This is a genomic window from Hanstruepera marina, from assembly GCF_019880635.1.
GTDB lineage: Bacteria > Bacteroidota > Bacteroidia > Flavobacteriales > Flavobacteriaceae > Hanstruepera > Hanstruepera marina.
Genome location: NZ_JAINVX010000001.1, coordinates 1,480,420 through 1,499,377, shown reverse-complemented (window position 1 = coordinate 1,499,377; position 18,958 = coordinate 1,480,420). Strand labels below are relative to the sequence as shown.

Below are 18,958 nucleotides of genomic sequence, written 5' to 3'. Positions count from 1 at the left end.
GCCTTAATATCTTTTTCTGTTTCTATTGGAGTTATTTTTCTTGTGGTGCCCTTTTTTATTGGAGCCGTATTTTTTCTTACTACGCAATAAACTGGAAGCATCCGTTAAATCTTCGTCTGCATTCAACAGGTTAATTTTACCTCCTGACAATTCACGCAAATGTTCAAAAATCACCTCATCCTCAACTGTGTCTTTGTTCCAGTTTAAAAAGCATTTCTTCATGTGATTGGCAATGGTATATACCAAAGCTTCCTTCATTTCACCATCCTCCCACGTATTGGCAACGTCAATCATGGTTTTAATATTATTGCCGTAGAAGCGGTATTTCGGGTGGTTTTGCGGGTACTTTAAAGGCTCTGGGCGTTCAGCCAGAACTTCACGCGATGGCTTTTCATAAGGAGAATCAGCGTCTAATTCAAAATTAGACATAATAAATAGCTGATCCCACAGCTTGTGCTGAAAATCGGGAACATCACGTAAATGAGGTTGTAAATTCCCCATTACAGAAATTATAGCCTTGGCCAGTTTATTGCGCTCTTCCTTGGTTTCACGTGTCTTGGCATAATTAACCATTTTTTGCAAATGCCTGCCGTATTCTGGAATAATTAAATGCTCACGCTCTGAATTATATTCTAAATGATCTATCAAAATTAAATTGTGTAGTTGTTAAAAAATGTGCACGTAGTTGTATGCATGCGCAAAGTACAAAAAAAATCTATAGACTAATAATACCTTCTACCTTTTCTGTAACTTCAATATATTTTTCAATAACAGCATCAGGGTTTTTCATTTTCACATTAATGGAAATACTCGTGTATTTACCATTTTTAGAGGCATTAGTGGTAATAACCGCCCCTAAATTATCAAACAGGTCTTCTACATCCTGAATGCCCGACGAGTCTGTCAATACAATAAATTTATATAAATATTCCGAAGGCCATAAACTGGTGTCGTAAAGTTGCTTTCGTAATTTATCGTAAAATTCCTTTTGATTTTTATCTGTATTCATATCGTTTTTATATACTACAAAGATAAGCTTATACTTTGTATTTTTTACTTTGCTATTTAATTACGATTTTTACAACCAAAACCTTGCCAAGTTGAATATTAAAAAAATTGTCATAACCGGTGGACCAGGAACCGGAAAAACATCCATAATAAACGAACTTAAAGCACGTAATCATATATGCCTGGATGAAATCTCTAGGGAAGTGACGCTAAAAGCGCGCGAAGATGGTATAGAGCAACTGTTTTTAACACAACCCTTGCTGTTTAGCGAGTTATTACTTAAGGGGCGTGAAAAGCAATATCACGAAGCCAATAGCGCTAATACCGAAATTGTGTTTCTGGACAGAGGTTTACCTGACGTTTTGGCTTACATGGATTATATAGGTGACACCTATCCTGAAACTTTTGTAGAGAGTTGTACAACCAATCAATATGATATGGTTTTTATTCTAGAACCTTGGCAGGAAATCTTCACGAGCGATAGTGAACGCTATGAAAACTTTGATCAGGCGGTAAAAATTCACCACCACTTGTTGAACACTTACGAGCGGTTTAGCTATAAATTAAGAGATGTCCCGTTTGCAAAGGTTGAAGAGCGTGCCGATTTTATATTAAATGTTGTCAAAACGTTATAATGCAGCAACCCATTAACATACTGGAACGGTATTGGAACTACAACAGTTTTAAGCCCATGCAGGAAGACATTATTCAAGCTGTTCTGGATAATGAAGATGTTTTTGCCCTAATGCCAACAGGTGGTGGAAAATCCTTATGCTTTCAAATCCCAGCATTAATTCGTGAGGGTATTTGTATCGTAATTTCACCATTAATAGCCTTAATGAAAGACCAAGTTCAATCGCTACAGAGCAAAGGCATTAAAGCTATGGCTATTACAAGTGGTATAGCATATACCGAACTCGACACCCTGCTGGATAATTGCATCTATGGTAATTACAAGTTCTTATATCTATCACCTGAACGCTTGCAACAGGAGTTGGTGCAAGACCGCATTAGGCAAATGAACGTGAATCTCATAGCAGTAGACGAGGCACATTGCATCTCACAATGGGGAAACGACTTTAGACCTGCCTATAAAAATATTACCCTTTTAAGAGAGTTACAACCGCGTGTTAACTGTATAGCCTTAACGGCCTCTGCAACCCCAACCGTATTACAGGACATAATTCAGGAACTCGATGGTATCGATGTTAAAGTCTTTAAGCAGTCTTTTGAACGTAAGAATTTAGCGTACATGACCTTCGAAACCGAAGACAAGCATTATAAGCTCGAACAAATTTTAAAAAAGCAGGATGCTTCAGCTATAGTTTATGTTAGAAACAGAAAAGCTACAGTAGACTTGTCCCGATTTTTAGAGGGTAAAGGCTTTAGCGCTACCTTTTTTCATGGTGGTTTGTCCAATAAAGAAAAGGAAGAAAAGCTAAACCTATGGATGCACAATAACAAAGACATTATGGTAGCCACCAATGCCTTTGGTATGGGTATAGACAAACCCGATGTAAAAACCGTAATTCATTTTAATTTACCCGAAAGCCTGGAAAGCTATTTTCAGGAAGCCGGCCGTGCTGGGCGCGATGGCAACAAAGCCTTTGCCGTACTCTTAAAAAATGCTAGCGATAAAACCCTACTAAAGAATCAGTTTTTAAACGTGCTTCCCGATGTGGCTTTTATTAAAACAGTCTATCGAAAACTGTGCAACTATTTTCAAATCTCATACGGTGAAGGAGCCAACACCAATCATGATTTTAATTTCAACGCATTTTGCAACACCTATAAGTTCAATACGCTATTGGCCTATAACGCGCTTCAAATACTAGATAGAACTAGCGTTATCGCTTTAACAAAACAATTCAACAAACAAACGTCTTTACAGTTCTTGGTTAGCGATTCACAGGTGTTTCAATATATCGAAAAGCATCCGGAAACCAATAGTATCATTAAAGCATTACTACGAACCTACGGTGGTATATTTGAACATCAAACCACCATCAACCTGGTTAAAATGGCTGAAAAAACCGCATCAACCGAGACGGTTATGCTTAACATCCTTAACCAACTCCATAAGGATGCCTTAATCGAGTTGCACTATGCCACAACCGATGCAAGCATCACCTTTATAGAACCACGTGAGGATGATAAAACCATCAACAGAATAGCCCAAATTATCAAACAACAAAATCAATTAAAGCACAGCCAAATAGAATCGGTTTTACAATACATTGAAAACGATACGGTATGCAAAAGCAAACAACTGCTCACCTATTTTGGTGAGACCCACACCAAGGATTGCGGAATATGCTCGGTGTGCATTCAAAGGAAACCCTCAAATTCCAAACCCGATTCAAAAACTATTAAAAACGCCATTATTAGGACATTGGAGGAAGGCGATTGCTCGTCACGAGAATTAACTGAACAGTTACCCTATGCCATTGAAGATATTTCAGAAACCCTAAAAGTACTGTTAGAGTATAACATCATAACCATAACGCATACCAATACCTATAAATTAGCACATATTTAAAATACATTATGAAACACGATTTACGCATTGTATTTATGGGAACGCCAGATTTTGCAGTTTCCACCTTAAAAACTCTAGTCAACAACAACTATAATATTGTAGGAGTTATTACCGCACCCGATAAACCTGCAGGTCGTGGTCGTAAACTACAGGAATCAGCAGTTAAGGCCTATGCCCTAGAAAATAAGCTTAACATCCTGCAACCTACCAATCTTAAAAGCAAGTCGTTTTTAGAGGAACTAAAAACTTTAAAGGCCAATTTGCAAATTGTGGTCGCCTTTAGAATGTTGCCCAAAGTAGTTTGGCAAATGCCCGAATTGGGTACGTTTAACCTACATGCTTCCCTACTTCCCGACTATCGTGGCGCCGCACCTATTAATTGGGCCATTATTAACGGTGAAACAGTTTCGGGTGTATCCACTTTCTTTATAGATGAAAAAATTGATACAGGCGATATGATTCTACAGGAAGAAGTTGACATCGCCAAAACCGATACGGCTGGCGACTTACACGATAAACTTATGCATATAGGGAGTGAGTTGGTTTTAAAAACCGTAAAACAAATTGAAAAGGGCAAGGTTACCACAACTCCCCAAAAAGATTTGGATACCGTAAAGGAAGCACCTAAACTCAACAGGGACAATTGCAAGATAGACTGGAATGCTTCGCCGGAAGATATTTACAATACCATACGTGGCTTAAGTCCCTATCCTGCGGCTTGGAGTACCTTAATAAATGGAGACGATACTCTAGAAGTTAAAATATATAAAGCGTCCGTTAAAAAAGAAGACCATAATTTAAGTGTTGGCACATTGGTTTCCACAAAAAAAACACTAGCGGTCGCAGTAACAAATGGTTACATCATAATTGAAGAACTTAAGTTACCCGGAAAACGAAAAATGGATAGCCAGGCACTACTAAATGGATATCAATTTTTACCCGAAGCCAAAATGCTCTAATCCCTTACTGTTATTGATATTTCAAAAATATCGACGAAATGCATAGGCTTTATTAACAAATCTGTTAAGTTATTAACAAATAGTCGCATTTCCCTTGCTATTACTTGCATGAGTGGATAATCCGTATAAATTTGTAGACGATTTAACATAAATGTTTAATCAACAATCTATTAATTATTTAAAATTAAACTTATGAACAAAACAGATTTAATCGAAGGAATGGCAGAAAATGCTGGAATTTCAAAAGCGGCTGCTAAAAAAGCATTAGATTCTTTATTAATTGACATCGAAGGTGCTTTACAAAAAGGAAACAGAGTATCTTTAGTAGGTTTCGGTTCTTGGTCAGTTTCTAGAAGAGCGGCAAGAGACGGTAGAAATCCTCAAACTGGAGCGACTATCAAAATAAAAGCTAAAAACGTAGTAAAGTTTAAAGCAGGTTCAGATTTATCTAGCGCTGTAAACTAATAACCTTAATAAATTATATTGTAATATGAACAAATCAGATTTAATCGACGGAATGGCAGAAAACGCTGGAATTACTAAAGCGGCTGCTAAAAAAGCATTAGACTCTTTCTTAATTGATATTGAAGGCGCTTTACAAAAAGGAAAACGCGTATCTCTAGTAGGTTTCGGATCTTGGTCAGTTTCTAGAAGAGCGGCAAGAGACGGTAGAAACCCGCAAACGGGAAAGACCATCAAAATTAAAGCTAAAAATGTAGTTAAGTTTAAAGCAGGTTCAGATTTATCGAAGGCCATTAACTAAATTTTTAAGTTTAATACAAATTTAAAAGGTCTTCAGGTTTGAAGGCCTTTTTTATTTATGCAAAAGGGGTTTGATATTACACAAAAATTTGTTAGCTTTAATAAGCTAATCTTTGAAACATATGATTACAACGCAACCAAAAAAAGGCAATCTGCTAATTGCCGAACCCGCAATAATAGGCGACATTTCGTTTAACCGATCTATTATCCTCTTGGCAGACCACAATAGCGAAGGCTCTATTGGGTTTATTTTAAATAAACCGCTAGAGTACACCATAAGCGATTTAATTCCAGAAATAGATGCCAATTTCAAAGTCTACAACGGTGGCCCTGTAGAGCAGGACAACCTCTACTTTATCCATAAGGTACCCGACTTAATACCCAATAGCATAGAAATCTCATTTGGTATTTATTGGGGTGGCGACTTCAATAAAGTGGCAGAACTTATTGCCAACAATCAGCTAAACGAAAAGCATATCAGGTTTTTCTTGGGGTACTCGGGTTGGGATGCCGAACAACTACAGGAAGAATTAAAATCCAACTCTTGGGTGGTAACCGAAAACATCTATAAAAAAGAGATTATTGAAAAGGACTACGAATCGTTTTGGAAAGAAAAAATGCTGGAGTTTGGTGGCGAGTACACCATTTGGTCCAATGCTCCAGAAGATCCCAGCTTTAACTAGTCAGTCTAATCTTTGCATTCAGTTTCCCCAGTAAATCTTTAGCCACAGTAAAACCGTATGTTTTTTTACGATATTGTGTAACAGGCTGTATACCCCTAATCACATTGGTTATAAACAACTCGTCAGCCTTTTGCAGTTCAAATGGCGAAATAGCGGCTTCCTCCAATTGGTAATCGGGTAGCTTTTGTATCACATCTATAAGCTGCTTACGCATCACGCCTTTTAAGCAACCCTGTTCCAGAGGTGTTGTTTTTATAACCTGCCCCTTAACCATAAACACGTTCCCGTTTAGGGCTTCAATAACCTGCTTATCGGTATTGAGTAACAAACAATTTTGTAAATCGTTTTCCTGGGCGTAAATACTGCCCAAAACGTGTATCAACTTGTTGTTGCTCTTAATGGTAGACAACAATCCCGGTGCCACAAAATAATCCTTAAACAAATCCACCACATAAGGCGCCTCGTCCAACAAATAGAAATCAGAATCCAATGCCTGTGCGGTAATGATGTAACCTACATCGTGGCCTTGTGGTAAATACAAGCCTTCGGCATCCCGATACACGGTAAGTTTTATACGGGCTGTTTGGGTACGCAGACTATTGGCCTCTAGAACTTTTAGTATTTCAGCCTCCAAAAACTCCATAGTAAATGTCATGGGTATATCCATACGCATAATCCGCATAGAAGCCATAAGCCTAAAGTAATGGTCCTCCCAAAACAAAATCCTGCCGTGCGAGGCCTTTAGAGTTTCAAAAAGGGCATCGCCATAGGCAAAGCCACGGTTATTAGGGGTTAAAATACGGGTGTTATCAGTAAGGGTGCCGTTAAAATTAATCATAAAAAAAGTCCCAAATAATTTTGGGACAAAGATAGACTTTATATTGTATTGACTATTAGGTTGAACCCAATACTTGCTTTAAATCGGACATTTGGTTCTCCCACAACATTTTGGCCTCTTCCATTTCATCTTCCTCGGCAAAGTCGACCACAATTATTGAAACGTCTTTGGTAATCTCATCAACCTGAATACGAATTTCAAAATAATACGGCTCGTCCTCATCGGCCAGCCATTTGAACTTAATACGCTCGCCACTTTTTTTGCTTACCAGTTTGGCCTGCTCTTCAGAGCCGTCCCAAATAAACTTAAACAGTTCGCCACGGGAGTTCACGTTTTCGGCAAACCATTCTGATAATCCGGAAGGTGTTGAGATATATTGATATAATAATTGAGGTGAAGCATGAATAGGAAACTCCATTTCAAATTTTATTTTGTCATCCATAGTAACTTGTATTTGTGCGCTCAATATATACATTAATTAATAAGTTTTAAAACTATTTTTTATAAATATTTTCTGTGTTTTTTTATTTGTATGCAATAAATTTGTTGTTATATTTGCAGCCTTAAAAACGGTAAGCGTCGTGAATAAGAGATTCCTGTCTCCACAGGAAATATGGCGAGGTAGCTCAGTTGGTTAGAGCGTCGGATTCATAACCCGGAGGTCTCGAGTTCAAATCTCGATCTCGCTACAGCAGTAAAAGCCCAGTAGATTCTACTGGGTTTTTTTATACCCTGAAGTGTAAAGCTTGCTTTAAATAGACCAACGTCACTTCGAGTGTTCCGACCTTTAGCGTCGGAATATATCGAGAAGCCATATCCGCTACCAAAAGTAGACTCCCAACCCAGTAAAGGACAACAAAACATTCCCTGCGTAGCAGGAACACAACGACCTTCTAATTCTAGCCGTTAAAAATCGCTCAAAAGAATCCGTTAAAAAGCTTCTGCTTGTTCGAATTCAGATCCAGCTGAAAAGGTCAGAAGGTTTAGGAGGCGTTGGGCTATTTAGGCAAGAATTAGTAAGTCTAGCATTTTTTGTTTCTTTTTTGGGCAATGCAAAAAAGAAAGAAAGAAAGAAAGAAAGAAAGAAAACAGTGATATTATAACTCTTAGTCATTTAAAGCTTCACAAACGTAGATTCACCGACAGGTAAATCTTAAAAGAGATCTGTCATTCAGAGTGAGCAAAGCGAAACGAAGAATCTCTTAACATTAAACACATTACCACATCACTTGACCCTTCAGTCGTAACTCTCTCGTAATAACTAGACTATTTTAATATAACAACTAAATCAGGAGTTTTACCATTTTAGTTGTTATATTAAAAAAGGCTAGAAAAAGAAATGGAAAATTTGTTAAATTAGAACATGCAACCATAACCTTAACGATTTGAACAAAACGGCCCACCAAATATATGTTGGTACTTTAGTTTCTATTGTGGTATTTACCACTATCTATTTAGCCTACAACGGTTATTCGTATTATTCCACTGCTTTAGAAGAGCGTTTTTACCACCCTAAACATAATTGGTTTAAGCCCAGTGGACTTTTTGGTCAAGGGCTTGGTGTGTTTGGCACCTTAATGATGCTTATTGGGGTTTCGGTATATATCCTACATAAGCGGTATAACATTTTAGGCCGACATGTACGGTTAAAGTATTTGTTGGAATTCCATATCTTTTTATGCACCTTGGGGCCCATCTTAATACTATTCCATACAGCTTTTAAGTTTGGCGGTATTGTATCCATAGCCTTTTGGAGTATGGTGGCTGTGGTTGCCAGTGGTGTGATTGGGCGGTTTATCTACATACAGATTCCACGTACCATTGAAGGGCGCGCCCTAAGCTTGAGTGAAGTACAGAACATGAAAACCGATATTGCCCACGTGTTACGGGAAGACTATCAGGTTGACGAGGCTGATATTAATTTGTTTGTAAATTATACTACCGACAAAACTATAAAGCGCTCCATTATCAAACAGGTTATTAAAAACAACAACCTGTCTAAAACCGATAGCAAAACCCTGTTGAAGATGCTACAAGGCGAACGGTCCTTATCTAAAAAGATTACCCGCCTAGAGACCATGAAGCAATACTTTAAATACTGGCATGTGGCGCACATGCCCTTTGCATTGATTATGTTGGTAATTGTCATCATCCATATTGTGGTGGCCTTTACCTTTGGATATAAATGGATTTTCTGATGGATGATTTACTTTTAGAACAATTGCTTATCTATGGGGCTGTTTTTATAATCTGCGCCCTAATTATTGGTGGCTACCTATTTAAAAAAAGCAAATCATCAAAGGTGGTGGCACAAAAGGTTTCCAAGGCCAAGGAAGAAGGTCTGTTTGAACCAGTGTCGCTACACCCCTATATCAATCCGGATATTTGTATTGGCAGTGGTGCCTGTGTACGTGCTTGCCCTGAAAAGGATATTTTGGGTATTGTAAACGATAAAGCCACTGTTATTAATGCCTCTAATTGTGTGGGGCATGGAGCCTGTTTTCACGCTTGTCCAGTAGAAGCCATTTCGTTACGAATCGGTACCGAAACCCGTGGTGTAGACCTACCCCACGTTAATCAAAACTTTGAAACCAATATGCCTGGGATATTTATCGCTGGAGAATTGGGCGGCATGGGCCTCATAAAAAACAGTGTGGAACAAGGCCAGCAGGCTATGGACAGTATTGCCAAAAGTAAAAGCAAAGCCACTAAAACCGAATATGATGTGGCCATTGTAGGTGCCGGTCCAGCTGGAATTTCGGCTTCCCTGGCTGCCAAAAAACATGGTTTAAAAGCGATAACCCTAGAGCAGGATTCTCTAGGTGGCACCGTTTATACGTTCCCGAGAGCCAAGGTTGTGATGACTTCGCCTATGGAACTCCCTTTGCATGGTAAGGTAAAGTTGTTCAACACCTCCAAAGATGAACTGTTAACTATTTGGAATGAGGTTATTGACAAACACGATTTGGATATTGTAGAGCAGACCAAGGTTGAGGATATTGTACCACAACCCGATCAAAGTTTTAAGATAATTACTAACCAGAATACAGAATATGTTGCCAAGAATGTCCTGTTAGCTATTGGCAGACGTGGTACGCCCCGAAAACTGGATGTGCCTGGTGAAGTTTCGGAAAAGGTGGCTTACCGCCTATTGGACTCCGAAACCATTGAAAACAAACAGGTATTGGTTGTTGGTGGTGGTGACTCCGCTATTGAATCTGCCCTATTGCTTAAAGACCGTAACAACGTGACACTCTCCTACCGTAAGGATAAATTTTCACGGTTGAAGCCTGCTAACAAGGATAACGTATTACAAGCGAAACGGGAGGGTTCCCTATCTATAATTTATGAGTCTAATGTGGTGGAAATCAATAAAAATAATGTCCTTTTAAAATTAAGCGATGGCTCTACAACTGCATTGGAAAACGACCTGGTCTATATTTTTGCCGGTGGCGAATTACCCACCAAGTTCTTGGAACGTGCCGGTATTGAAATTACCAAACGCTTTGGTTATATTGTAAAAAAGTATAAATAACTGATTTTGAGCAAACCGTTTTTGACATATAGCTTTATTCTAGGTTTCCTTTTAATAGGATTCTACTCTATGGCTCAAATATCACCTGGTGACCTGACCACGGCACATGCCAAGTTGGAAGGTATGGGGAATTGTACCCAATGTCACGAATTGGGTGATAAGGTAACCAATGCCAAATGCTTGGATTGCCATGATGAGATTAGCAACCTGATGACCCAAAATCGTGGGTTCCATGCCAGTAGAGATGTTAAAACACAATCCTGTACCAAATGCCATAGTGAGCACCATGGCCGTAACTTTGATATGGTACGGTTTGACTCCAACTCGTTTGACCATAATAAAACGAGCTATACCCTAGAGGGTGCCCATAAAGCCGTGGACTGTAAACAATGCCATCAAGCTTCCAACATAGCTAATGCCGACATTAGAAAACGATCTGATACGTATTTGGGGCTGCAAACCGATTGTTTGTCCTGCCATGATGACTTTCATCAGGGCAGTATGCCCAACGACTGTTTAAAATGTCATAGCATGGAGGCTTTTTCACCAGTTGCCAATTTTGATCATAACGACACGGCCTTCCCACTTAATGGTAGTCATGCTACAGTAGATTGTAAGGAATGTCACAAAATAACCATCAAGGATGGCAAGCAATTTCAACAATTTAAAGGCTTGGCATTTAATGATTGTAAAGCCTGCCACAGTGATCCGCATCAAGGAAACTTACCCGGAGCCTGTGCCCAATGCCATACCGAGAGTTCGTTTAGTGCGTTTAACGGTACTGGGCGTTTTAACCATACGGTTACGGAATTTACTTTAAATGGTCAGCATAAAAGCATCAACTGTTTTGAATGCCATGCTAAGACCAGCAGTCCCACAACTGTATTCCAAGATAAAGCCGCTGTAGCCGAAAGCAATTGTGTGGCCTGTCATCAAGATCCGCATGAGAACAAATACGATCAGGATTGTGCCAAGTGCCACCAAGAACAAAGTTTTATTGCTTTAAAGTCCATGGACTTTTTTGATCATAGTGTCACCGATTTCCCATTAGAAGGTCAGCACCAAACGGTTGATTGTAGAGCCTGCCATGAAAAGCGGTTCTCCACACCTATTGATTTTACAGCCTGTAAGAATTGCCATGAAGATTATCACAATGGGCAATTTGCTGAAGGCGGTACCTCACCCGACTGCGATGCCTGCCACTCGTTAGAGGAACCCTTTACGTTTACTTCCTTTTCTATTGACAAACATCAAGACACGGCCTTTCCGTTAGAAGGTGCCCATGCTGCTACACCCTGTTTTGCTTGCCATGTTGACGAGGCTTCCAAGCGTTGGGAATTTCGGGATATTGGTACAACGTGTATAGATTGCCATGATAACATTCATAACGATGCCATTCCTAAAAACTATTACCCAGAGAATACCTGTGCGTCCTGTCATGGTCCTGAAACTTGGGATGCCGTTAATTTTGACCATAACCAAACCAATTGGCCACTAACCGGAAAGCATGTAGAAACCGCCTGTAGCCAGTGTCACTTCGAAATTTCTGAAAATGAGGTGGTTATTTCACAGAATTTTACTAATTTAAACACAGATTGCGCATCGTGCCACGAAAATATTCATGATAATAGTTTTGCTGTTAATGGGGTAACCGAATGTTCCCGATGCCATGTAACCAGTAGTTGGTTGCCTGAAAAGTTCAACCATAATGAGACACGATTTCCTTTAACCGGAAAGCATGAAGCGTTGGACTGCAAGGCCTGCCATAAGACACAAATTAAAAATGGAGAACAAACCATTATCTATAAGTTAAACACATTGGAATGTATAGACTGCCATTCATAATTGTATTAATTTGCCTCTCTTGCACCTCCTTATGGGCACAATCGCCACATGGTAATGGCCTGAAGATTGACTGTTCGCAGTGTCACAATCCTGATGGTTGGACCGTGAATTATCAATCTACCACCTTTGACCACAGCACTACCAATTTCACATTGGAAGGCGCCCATAAAAACACCGATTGTAAGTCTTGCCATAGCACATTGGTTTTTGATAACACCCCTAACGATTGTTTATCTTGCCACACGGATGTTCATGAGCAATCTGTAGGTAATGATTGTGTGCGTTGTCACACCTCCCAAAACTGGCTGGTGTTTAATGTTCCTGAAATTCATGAATCTAATGGTTTCCCATTGATAGGTGCTCATTTCAGTGTGAATTGTATTGAATGTCACCAAGGTGAATCGGGTTTGATATTCACACCAAGAGGCAATGAATGTATTGAATGTCACCAAACCGATTATATCGCTACCACCAGCCCTAACCATACCGCTTCTGGCTTTTCAACTGACTGCACCGAATGCCACTCGCCTACGGGAACCGGATGGAGTTCGGATGGCTTTATACATGATTTTTTTCCACTAACTGGAGGGCACCATATTCAAGATTGTAGCCGATGCCATGATGTGACTAATTTTTCAGATATTTCGCCTGATTGTGTGTTTTGCCATGAAGATGATTATGTAGCCACAACCAATCCGAATCATACCAGTGCAGGCTTTTCCAATGATTGTGCCCAGTGCCATAGTACAGGACCCGGATGGACACCTGCAACAGTTAACCATGATTTTTTTCCACTAACAAGCGGTCATAATATTAACGATTGTATGGCCTGCCATACCGATGGTAATTTTTCTGATACCCCAACCGAATGTGTGGCTTGTCATTTAGACGATTATAATACCTCTACAAATCCCAACCATCAAGCTGCTAATTTCCCAACTGATTGTGCCTCATGCCATACTACTAACCCAGGTTGGACCCCTGCAACATTTGATCATGACGGACAATACTTCCCTATTTACAGTGGCAGGCATGATAACGAATGGAGCTCTTGTACAGATTGCCATACCAACCCCAACGACTATTCGGTGTACACCTGTATCACCTGTCATACTCAAGGAAACACCGCTGATCAGCATGAAGACGTGAATGATTATGTCTATCAAAGTAGTGCCTGTTTACAATGCCATCCTGATGGCTCCGATTAATACACGATATGAAACGATTCCTTTTAGGTATACATATGGTCTTACTGAGTTCGGCACCACTGTTTTGCCAAGAACAGCAAGCTAATACCATTCAAGGAACGGTTTCCTTTGTAACCTCATCAAACATCTACGTAAAGTTCTCTTCAACTGATGCTATAGCGGTTGATGATGTACTGCAAGTTAACGAAACCGACTGTTTAAAGGTGACCGTAAAATCGTCCTCATCGGTTGTTTGTGTTCCTATTAATGATTGTGAACTGCAAACAGGCGACACCGTGGTGTACGCCTTGCCTGCAGTTGCTCCCGTTGCGGAAGTAATAGAAGATAATGTAGATGAAAGTATACCTGCTGAAGTTGCCGTAACGGAAACATTGGCGCCCAAAAAAGAATCCCTATACAAAGAATACATAACCGGAAGGGTTAGCCTTGCTAGTTATAATTTGTTTTCTGATGTTAGGGATGATAACCAACGTATTTTGGGTCGGGTTTCCATGAATGCCAACCATATTGGTGATGGGAAGTTTTCGGTTGAAGCGTTTTTATCTTATCAAAACCTGATTACCGTTGCTGATAACTACTCTGGTCGGACAGATATTTTCAACATATACAATTTGAATGTAACATACGATGTGACACCTACCCTTTGGGCAGCCATAGGACGTAAAATTAATCCGAAAGCCTCGGTGTTTGGAGCTAATGACGGTTTACAGCTAGAGAAGTATTTTGGTAAATTGTATGTGGGCGGTATTGTTGGGTTTAGACCCGACGTATTTGATTATGGTTTTAATTCAGACCTGTTTCAATACGGTGGTTATGTGGGTGTAGAAACTACCAATAGTGATTTTAGAAGTACCACCACCGTTGGTGCTATGGAGCAAACTAACCAAGGTGCGACCGACAGGCGTTATCTTTTCTTTCAACATTCTAGTACCATAGCCAAGGATCTGGGCTTGTTTGTATCGTCTGAATTGGATTTATTCAATCCTGATGGTGGCGCCCGCTTAACTAATCTGTATACGTCCTTACGCTATCGTTTTAGTCGTTATGCCAACATCATGGTATCCTATGATTCTAGAAAACGTATTATTTATTATGAAACCTTTCAATCGCAAATAGACCAAATACTGGATGATGATTTGGCCAGACAAGGTTTTAGAGCACGATTGAACTTGAAGCCCATTAAATATATTTGGTTAGGTGGCAGCTATAGCAAACGTTTTGCCAGTGACCAACAAAACAAATCGGATAACTATTTTGGGTATCTAACCTTTGCTAATATTCCCAAAGTGGGTGGTCGTTTAAACGGTTCGTATAATTTGAACCAAAACAATTACCTAACCAGTAATATTATAGCCGTAAGGTATTCCCGATCCTTGTTTAAGGACTTGCTTTATGCAGAGTTCTATTACCGAAATGCTAAATATGATTATGACAACCAACGCACACCTTATAAGCAGGATTATTATGGTACCAATTTAAACTTTAATTTTGCTAGGACTTGGCAGTTTGCCTTATCAGGCGAATACTCCCAATTTGAAGAAGAAAACAATATACGCGTCTATGCCCAATTAACGAAACGGTTTAGGAGCAAAAAGAATAACTAAATGATGATACAAAAATTCTTAACCTTACTTTTTATTTTTTCAATCCTATTAAACAATTCCTGTAAACAGGGACCCAAAGTTATTACAGCTACCGAAGATTCTAAAGAGCAGCCTTCCAGCGGTATTTTTGACACTACAAAAAACAACAATACTGGTAATACACAGGAAAACTCTTCTGCCAATACAGGCTTTATGGATAACCTACACGCTGTTGTGGTGAACAAAACACTTCCGGCCGACAAATATATATATGTAAACGTAACTGAAAACGGTCGCACGTTTTGGATAGCTACCCGACATCAAGACGTTACCGTTGGAGAGACCTACTTTTATAAGGATGCTTTGTTAAAAACCAATTTTGAAAGCAAGGAATACCAAAAAATGTTTGACACCATTTATCTGGTTTCTAATATTGTACCCAAAGTTCATGGAGGGAATAGCGCTATGCATACTACCGATAACTTCAAAACAGAAACAGATCATAACCATACGCTTTCATCTACTACTTCTGAAAATGCGCCAGTAGTTTCTAAAAAGGGAAGTGTAACCATTGCCGATGTGGTCAATAATGCTGAAGGGTATGAAAACCAAGTTGTTCAAATTAGTGGGAAGATTGTAAAAGTTAATCCCAATATTATGGATCGGAATTGGTATCATTTACAAGACGGCACCAAAGATGATTATGATTTTGTTGTAACCTCAAATACCTATATTCCCGAAGGCCATACGGTAACGGTTAAAGCTGTAGTGCATCGTAATGTAGATTTTGGCGCAGGTTATAAGTATGACCTTATTTTAGAAAACGGCGAACTAATAAAACATTGAATTAATTGATGCTAAACTTTCGCTTTCTAAAAAACGCTAAAATACTGATAACTATGATACATGCTACTGCTACATACACCCATGTTGGTATGGGAACCGGATCGCCAGTGGCATAAGAGTGTAATCCTGATAAATAATAATTCACACCATAATAGGTCATTAATACCGAAGCCAAGCCAAAAATTGTAGCCAAATTATAGGCAAACAAGCCACGTAGCTTGGGTATTAAGCGCATATGTAGAATAAAGGCATAAACCAAAATGGTTACCAATGCCCATGTTTCCTTGGCATCCCAACCCCAATAGCGGCCCCAAGACTCATTGGCCCAAACACCACCCAAATAGGTACCGATACTAACCATGACCAAACCTCCCATAAGTGTTAACTCACTGATATAACTCATTTCCTGAATCATGCCTTTTAGTCTAGGCTTGTTTGTTTCAGTTAAGCAAATCATAAGCACCAAATTAATTAAACCTATAATGGCACCTAGCATCAAAAACCCATAACTGCCTGCTTCCATAGACACATGAATAGTAAGCCAGTAGGATTTTAGTACGGGTACCAATGGTGTAATTTCGGGATCGAGAAAACTTAAGGTAGATACAAACAGAACGGTTCCCGCTAAAACCATAGTTGCGGCCAAGCCGCCGAATGATTTTCTAGTAAATATCAACCCTGCCAATGTAGACGTCCAAGCGATATAAATCATGGATTCATAACCATTACTCCAAGGTGCCCTGCCTGAAACATACCAGCGAATACCCAATCCCACTGTATGCAAGGCAAAACCCAATACAATTAATCCGAAAAGGATGTAGTACACTTTTTTAAGATGCCAGGAAGGCTTAAATACAGAAATAAAGAGCATAACTAATAACACGAGTGCCAATAGCATATAGAAGCCAGCCAACCGTGTAAATACGTTCATGTTGTTTAACATAATCTCCAACTTGACTTTTAGCGGTGTTGGTATAATACTTGAAGCTTCACGAACCTGAAACTCCTTCAACTCTTGCAAGAGATGGCCAGCATGTTTAAAATCGCCCGTTTTGGTTGCTTCTAGAAGCGTATTGCCGTAACTATTAAAAAAGTTTTGGGCTACTGTGGGATGATTGTGATCATGGTTATGCCCTGTGTAACCATCCCATTGGTGGTTAGGGTCGTTGGGCCTTGGTACGATTTTAAAAATACTGCCTGAAAAAACCATATTAACAATGTTCAAGCGTTCATCTACTTTCATGAGATCCTTGGCATGGACATCCCGATCTATAGGGTCTAAACCATATACGCGCCTTACCTCCAATTGTAGCTTGTATTTACCGTCGGTTCCAAAAAAATCTTTGTAGGAAGCAAAGTTTGAATCGACTCCCAACATACCCTTTATTTTGTCGCTTTTCCCCAAATAAATGAGAGGCTCATCATACCACTGTTGTTTGTTGATGAACATACTCAATACCACTTGGTCAGCTGTGAAATCGTTCCAACTTTCTGTTCTGGACACTTTACGCATAATCTCGCGAGACAAGGTATGCATGGGTTTCATACGTCCTTTAAAATCTTGTACAACAACCGTGCTGAAACTTTCCGCATGGTCTTTGGACACCACCTGCTTTTGTGCAAATGTTTGGGAACCAAACAGCATTAAGGCTATTATCAGCAATTGGAATGTGCCACTCTTTGCCCGTAAGTTTTTTATTTTTTGAAGCACACTATAAAACCGCGTATTCTTACTGAAAAAAGTCAACAACATACCAATGGTCAATAGCGCATAACCAATGTAGGATATAATGGTTCCCCACCAATCGTGATTCACACTTAAATAGGTGCCTTTCTCATCCTTGTCAAACGAGGATTGAAAAAACCGAAAGCCACCATAATCCAGAATGTTGTTCATATAGATTCTATAATCCATATTGACGCCTTTGTTCATATCTATTACCGTTACCTCACTAGCATAAGAAGATGCACTGTTAGTTCCCGGGTAACGTTCCATAATAAAATCATTTAACTGCACTTGAAAGGGCACTTTAACCTCCTTGGAGCCATAGGCCATTTTAAAAGTGAGCCCATCAAAACCCAAAACAGCTGGATCACCTAGCATCCCTTTATTGCCATAAATTATAGCCTCTTTAGTCAATCCTTTGGCCGTGATATTGAGAACCAGAGCTACCGTACTTTCATTTTTAACTTTTGGATCACCTGATTGCAATTCGGTTTTGGCATTCGTATAGAATTCAGGAAATACAGTATTGTTAGTACCATCAGAATACAAAGCCCTTAACTTTAAGGTCGACATATTATTAGCTGGTATAGTATCTTTTTGCTGGGTGGCCATAACCGTTTCAAAAAGGGCTCTATCTGTATTGAATGTAAGCTCCCCATTTTGATATTGAATATTGAAGGCCCCAGAAATGTATGGGTCTGAAAAATTATAAACACGTCCACCCAAGCGTTTGGTTTCTCCTTGGGAGAGGTAATATTCCTCCCTGCCATTCATACCTGCAATAACAATTTTTAAGGTCGGTTTTCCATCTTCCAAATCGGTTACGACAGTAAACTCCGGATTGGGAATAAACTCTTGGAGCGCAACATGAATTGCTTGGCTATCTATCAAATAATCTTCAGAAAAATGATTGTTTCCTAAAGACGCAAATAAAACGGGTTCATCAAAGACATAGGTCTTGCCGTTCTTCTCTACATGAAATTTCAAATAGGTTTCTGCTGACAAAAAATAATTGCTAGTACCTTGCTCCCGAATATGCATAACCCCTTCGTACCCAAAATACCTGGTAACACCTGCCCCAATAATGATTACAATAATGGCTATATGAAACGTTAATACAGCCCATTTTTTTTGCTGTACCATACGGAACTTAAATATGTTTACCAAGATTGTCCCTCCAAACAAAAGCAAGAGCGACTCAAACCACCAAGCCTTAAATATTAATTTTTGAGCGGAACTGGTACCAAAATCATTCTCAATAAAAGTGGCTATACCAATAGACGCAGCAAACACTAAAAAATATATGCCAGCTGCGCGGGTAGAAAATAAATAGGAAATATATTTCTTAACTAGCTGTTTCAATACTTATTTTTTTATCTGTGTTTAATTCTAGGTAATATACTATTTTTTATAAATTATATCCCAA

General features: G+C 39.3%; 17 protein-coding genes and 1 tRNA gene. 13 read left to right on the top strand and 5 right to left on the bottom strand.

Going from position 1 to position 18,958, the window contains the following annotated elements; genetic code table 11:
- Positions 1 to 3 precede the first annotated feature (3 nt).
- Both K7G76_RS07010 and K7G76_RS07005 read right to left on the bottom strand, forming a co-directional pair.
- Positions 4 to 648: a DUF4290 domain-containing protein gene (locus K7G76_RS07010; protein WP_223033445.1), complete on the bottom strand. Its 645-nt coding sequence runs from the start codon at positions 646 to 648 to the stop codon at positions 4 to 6.
- 67 nt (positions 649 to 715) lie between these two features.
- On the bottom strand, positions 716 to 1,009 hold the full coding sequence (locus K7G76_RS07005) for a DUF493 family protein (RefSeq protein ID WP_223033444.1): 294 nt from the start codon (positions 1,007 to 1,009) through the stop codon (positions 716 to 718).
- A 91-nt stretch (positions 1,010 to 1,100) separates the two neighbouring features.
- Here K7G76_RS07005 and K7G76_RS07000 point away from each other — a divergent pair, with 91 nt between their 5' ends.
- The 6 genes from K7G76_RS07000 to K7G76_RS06975 all read left to right on the top strand — a co-directional run bounded on the left by K7G76_RS07000 (position 1,101) and on the right by K7G76_RS06975 (position 5,951).
- Positions 1,101 to 1,643: an AAA family ATPase gene (locus tag K7G76_RS07000; protein ID WP_223033443.1), complete on the top strand. Its 543-nt coding sequence runs from the start codon at positions 1,101 to 1,103 to the stop codon at positions 1,641 to 1,643.
- Positions 1,643 to 3,547 carry a RecQ family ATP-dependent DNA helicase gene (locus tag K7G76_RS06995; RefSeq protein WP_223033442.1) on the top strand — a complete coding sequence of 635 codons (1,905 nt, stop codon included), beginning with the start codon at positions 1,643 to 1,645 and terminating at the stop codon, positions 3,545 to 3,547. The genes K7G76_RS07000 and K7G76_RS06995 overlap by 1 nt, the downstream gene beginning before the upstream one ends.
- A gap of 8 nt (positions 3,548 to 3,555) precedes the next feature.
- Positions 3,556 to 4,506 carry a methionyl-tRNA formyltransferase gene (fmt, locus tag K7G76_RS06990; protein WP_223033441.1) on the top strand — a complete coding sequence of 317 codons (951 nt, stop codon included), beginning with the start codon at positions 3,556 to 3,558 and terminating at the stop codon, positions 4,504 to 4,506.
- Between the two features lie 192 nt (positions 4,507 to 4,698).
- Positions 4,699 to 4,971, top strand: coding sequence for an HU family DNA-binding protein (locus tag K7G76_RS06985; RefSeq protein ID WP_223033440.1), 273 nt, complete (start codon positions 4,699 to 4,701; stop codon positions 4,969 to 4,971).
- 25 nt (positions 4,972 to 4,996) lie between these two features.
- Complete coding sequence (locus tag K7G76_RS06980) at positions 4,997 to 5,269, top strand: HU family DNA-binding protein (RefSeq protein WP_223033439.1); 273 nt, start codon at positions 4,997 to 4,999, stop codon at positions 5,267 to 5,269.
- A gap of 121 nt (positions 5,270 to 5,390) precedes the next feature.
- Positions 5,391 to 5,951: a YqgE/AlgH family protein gene (locus tag K7G76_RS06975; RefSeq protein WP_223033438.1), complete on the top strand. Its 561-nt coding sequence runs from the start codon at positions 5,391 to 5,393 to the stop codon at positions 5,949 to 5,951.
- Here the strand turns inward: K7G76_RS06975 and K7G76_RS06970 are convergent.
- Both K7G76_RS06970 and K7G76_RS06965 read right to left on the bottom strand, forming a co-directional pair.
- Entirely contained in the window at positions 5,944 to 6,789 is an 846-nt protein-coding gene (locus K7G76_RS06970; RefSeq protein WP_223033437.1) for an aminotransferase class IV, read from the bottom strand. The genes K7G76_RS06975 and K7G76_RS06970 overlap by 8 nt on opposite strands.
- 55 nt (positions 6,790 to 6,844) lie before the next feature.
- The gene (locus tag K7G76_RS06965; protein ID WP_223033436.1) at positions 6,845 to 7,231 is read right to left on the bottom strand and encodes an START-like domain-containing protein; all 387 of its coding nucleotides are present in this window, start codon (positions 7,229 to 7,231) and stop codon (positions 6,845 to 6,847) included.
- A 173-nt stretch (positions 7,232 to 7,404) separates the two neighbouring features.
- On the opposite strand from K7G76_RS06965, the gene K7G76_RS06960 reads away from it, so the two are divergent.
- The 7 genes from K7G76_RS06960 to K7G76_RS06930 all read left to right on the top strand — a co-directional run bounded on the left by K7G76_RS06960 (position 7,405) and on the right by K7G76_RS06930 (position 15,806).
- Positions 7,405 to 7,478 (top strand) — tRNA-Met (locus tag K7G76_RS06960).
- A gap of 696 nt (positions 7,479 to 8,174) precedes the next feature.
- Complete coding sequence (locus K7G76_RS06955) at positions 8,175 to 8,987, top strand: hypothetical protein (RefSeq protein ID WP_255572933.1); 813 nt, start codon at positions 8,175 to 8,177, stop codon at positions 8,985 to 8,987.
- On the top strand, positions 8,987 to 10,324 hold the full coding sequence (locus K7G76_RS06950; protein WP_223033435.1) for an NAD(P)-binding domain-containing protein: 1,338 nt from the start codon (positions 8,987 to 8,989) through the stop codon (positions 10,322 to 10,324). The genes K7G76_RS06955 and K7G76_RS06950 overlap by 1 nt, the downstream gene beginning before the upstream one ends.
- Before the next feature lie 6 nt (positions 10,325 to 10,330).
- A complete protein-coding gene (locus tag K7G76_RS06945) occupies positions 10,331 to 12,169 on the top strand; it encodes a cytochrome c3 family protein (RefSeq protein ID WP_223033434.1) in 1,839 nt (612 codons plus the stop codon).
- The gene (locus K7G76_RS06940) at positions 12,148 to 13,377 is read left to right on the top strand and encodes a hypothetical protein (RefSeq protein ID WP_223033433.1); all 1,230 of its coding nucleotides are present in this window, start codon (positions 12,148 to 12,150) and stop codon (positions 13,375 to 13,377) included. Before K7G76_RS06945 ends, K7G76_RS06940 begins: the two co-directional genes overlap by 22 nt.
- An 8-nt stretch (positions 13,378 to 13,385) precedes the next feature.
- Entirely contained in the window at positions 13,386 to 14,981 is a 1,596-nt protein-coding gene (locus K7G76_RS06935; protein ID WP_223033432.1) for a hypothetical protein, read from the top strand.
- The gene (locus K7G76_RS06930) at positions 14,982 to 15,806 is read left to right on the top strand and encodes a hypothetical protein (RefSeq protein WP_223033431.1); all 825 of its coding nucleotides are present in this window, start codon (positions 14,982 to 14,984) and stop codon (positions 15,804 to 15,806) included.
- Position 15,807: 1 nt separating this feature from the next.
- On the opposite strand, the gene ccsA is transcribed toward K7G76_RS06930, so the two are convergent.
- The gene (gene ccsA, locus K7G76_RS06925; protein ID WP_223033430.1) at positions 15,808 to 18,894 is read right to left on the bottom strand and encodes a cytochrome c biogenesis protein; all 3,087 of its coding nucleotides are present in this window, start codon (positions 18,892 to 18,894) and stop codon (positions 15,808 to 15,810) included.
- Positions 18,895 to 18,958: the final 64 nt, after the last annotated feature.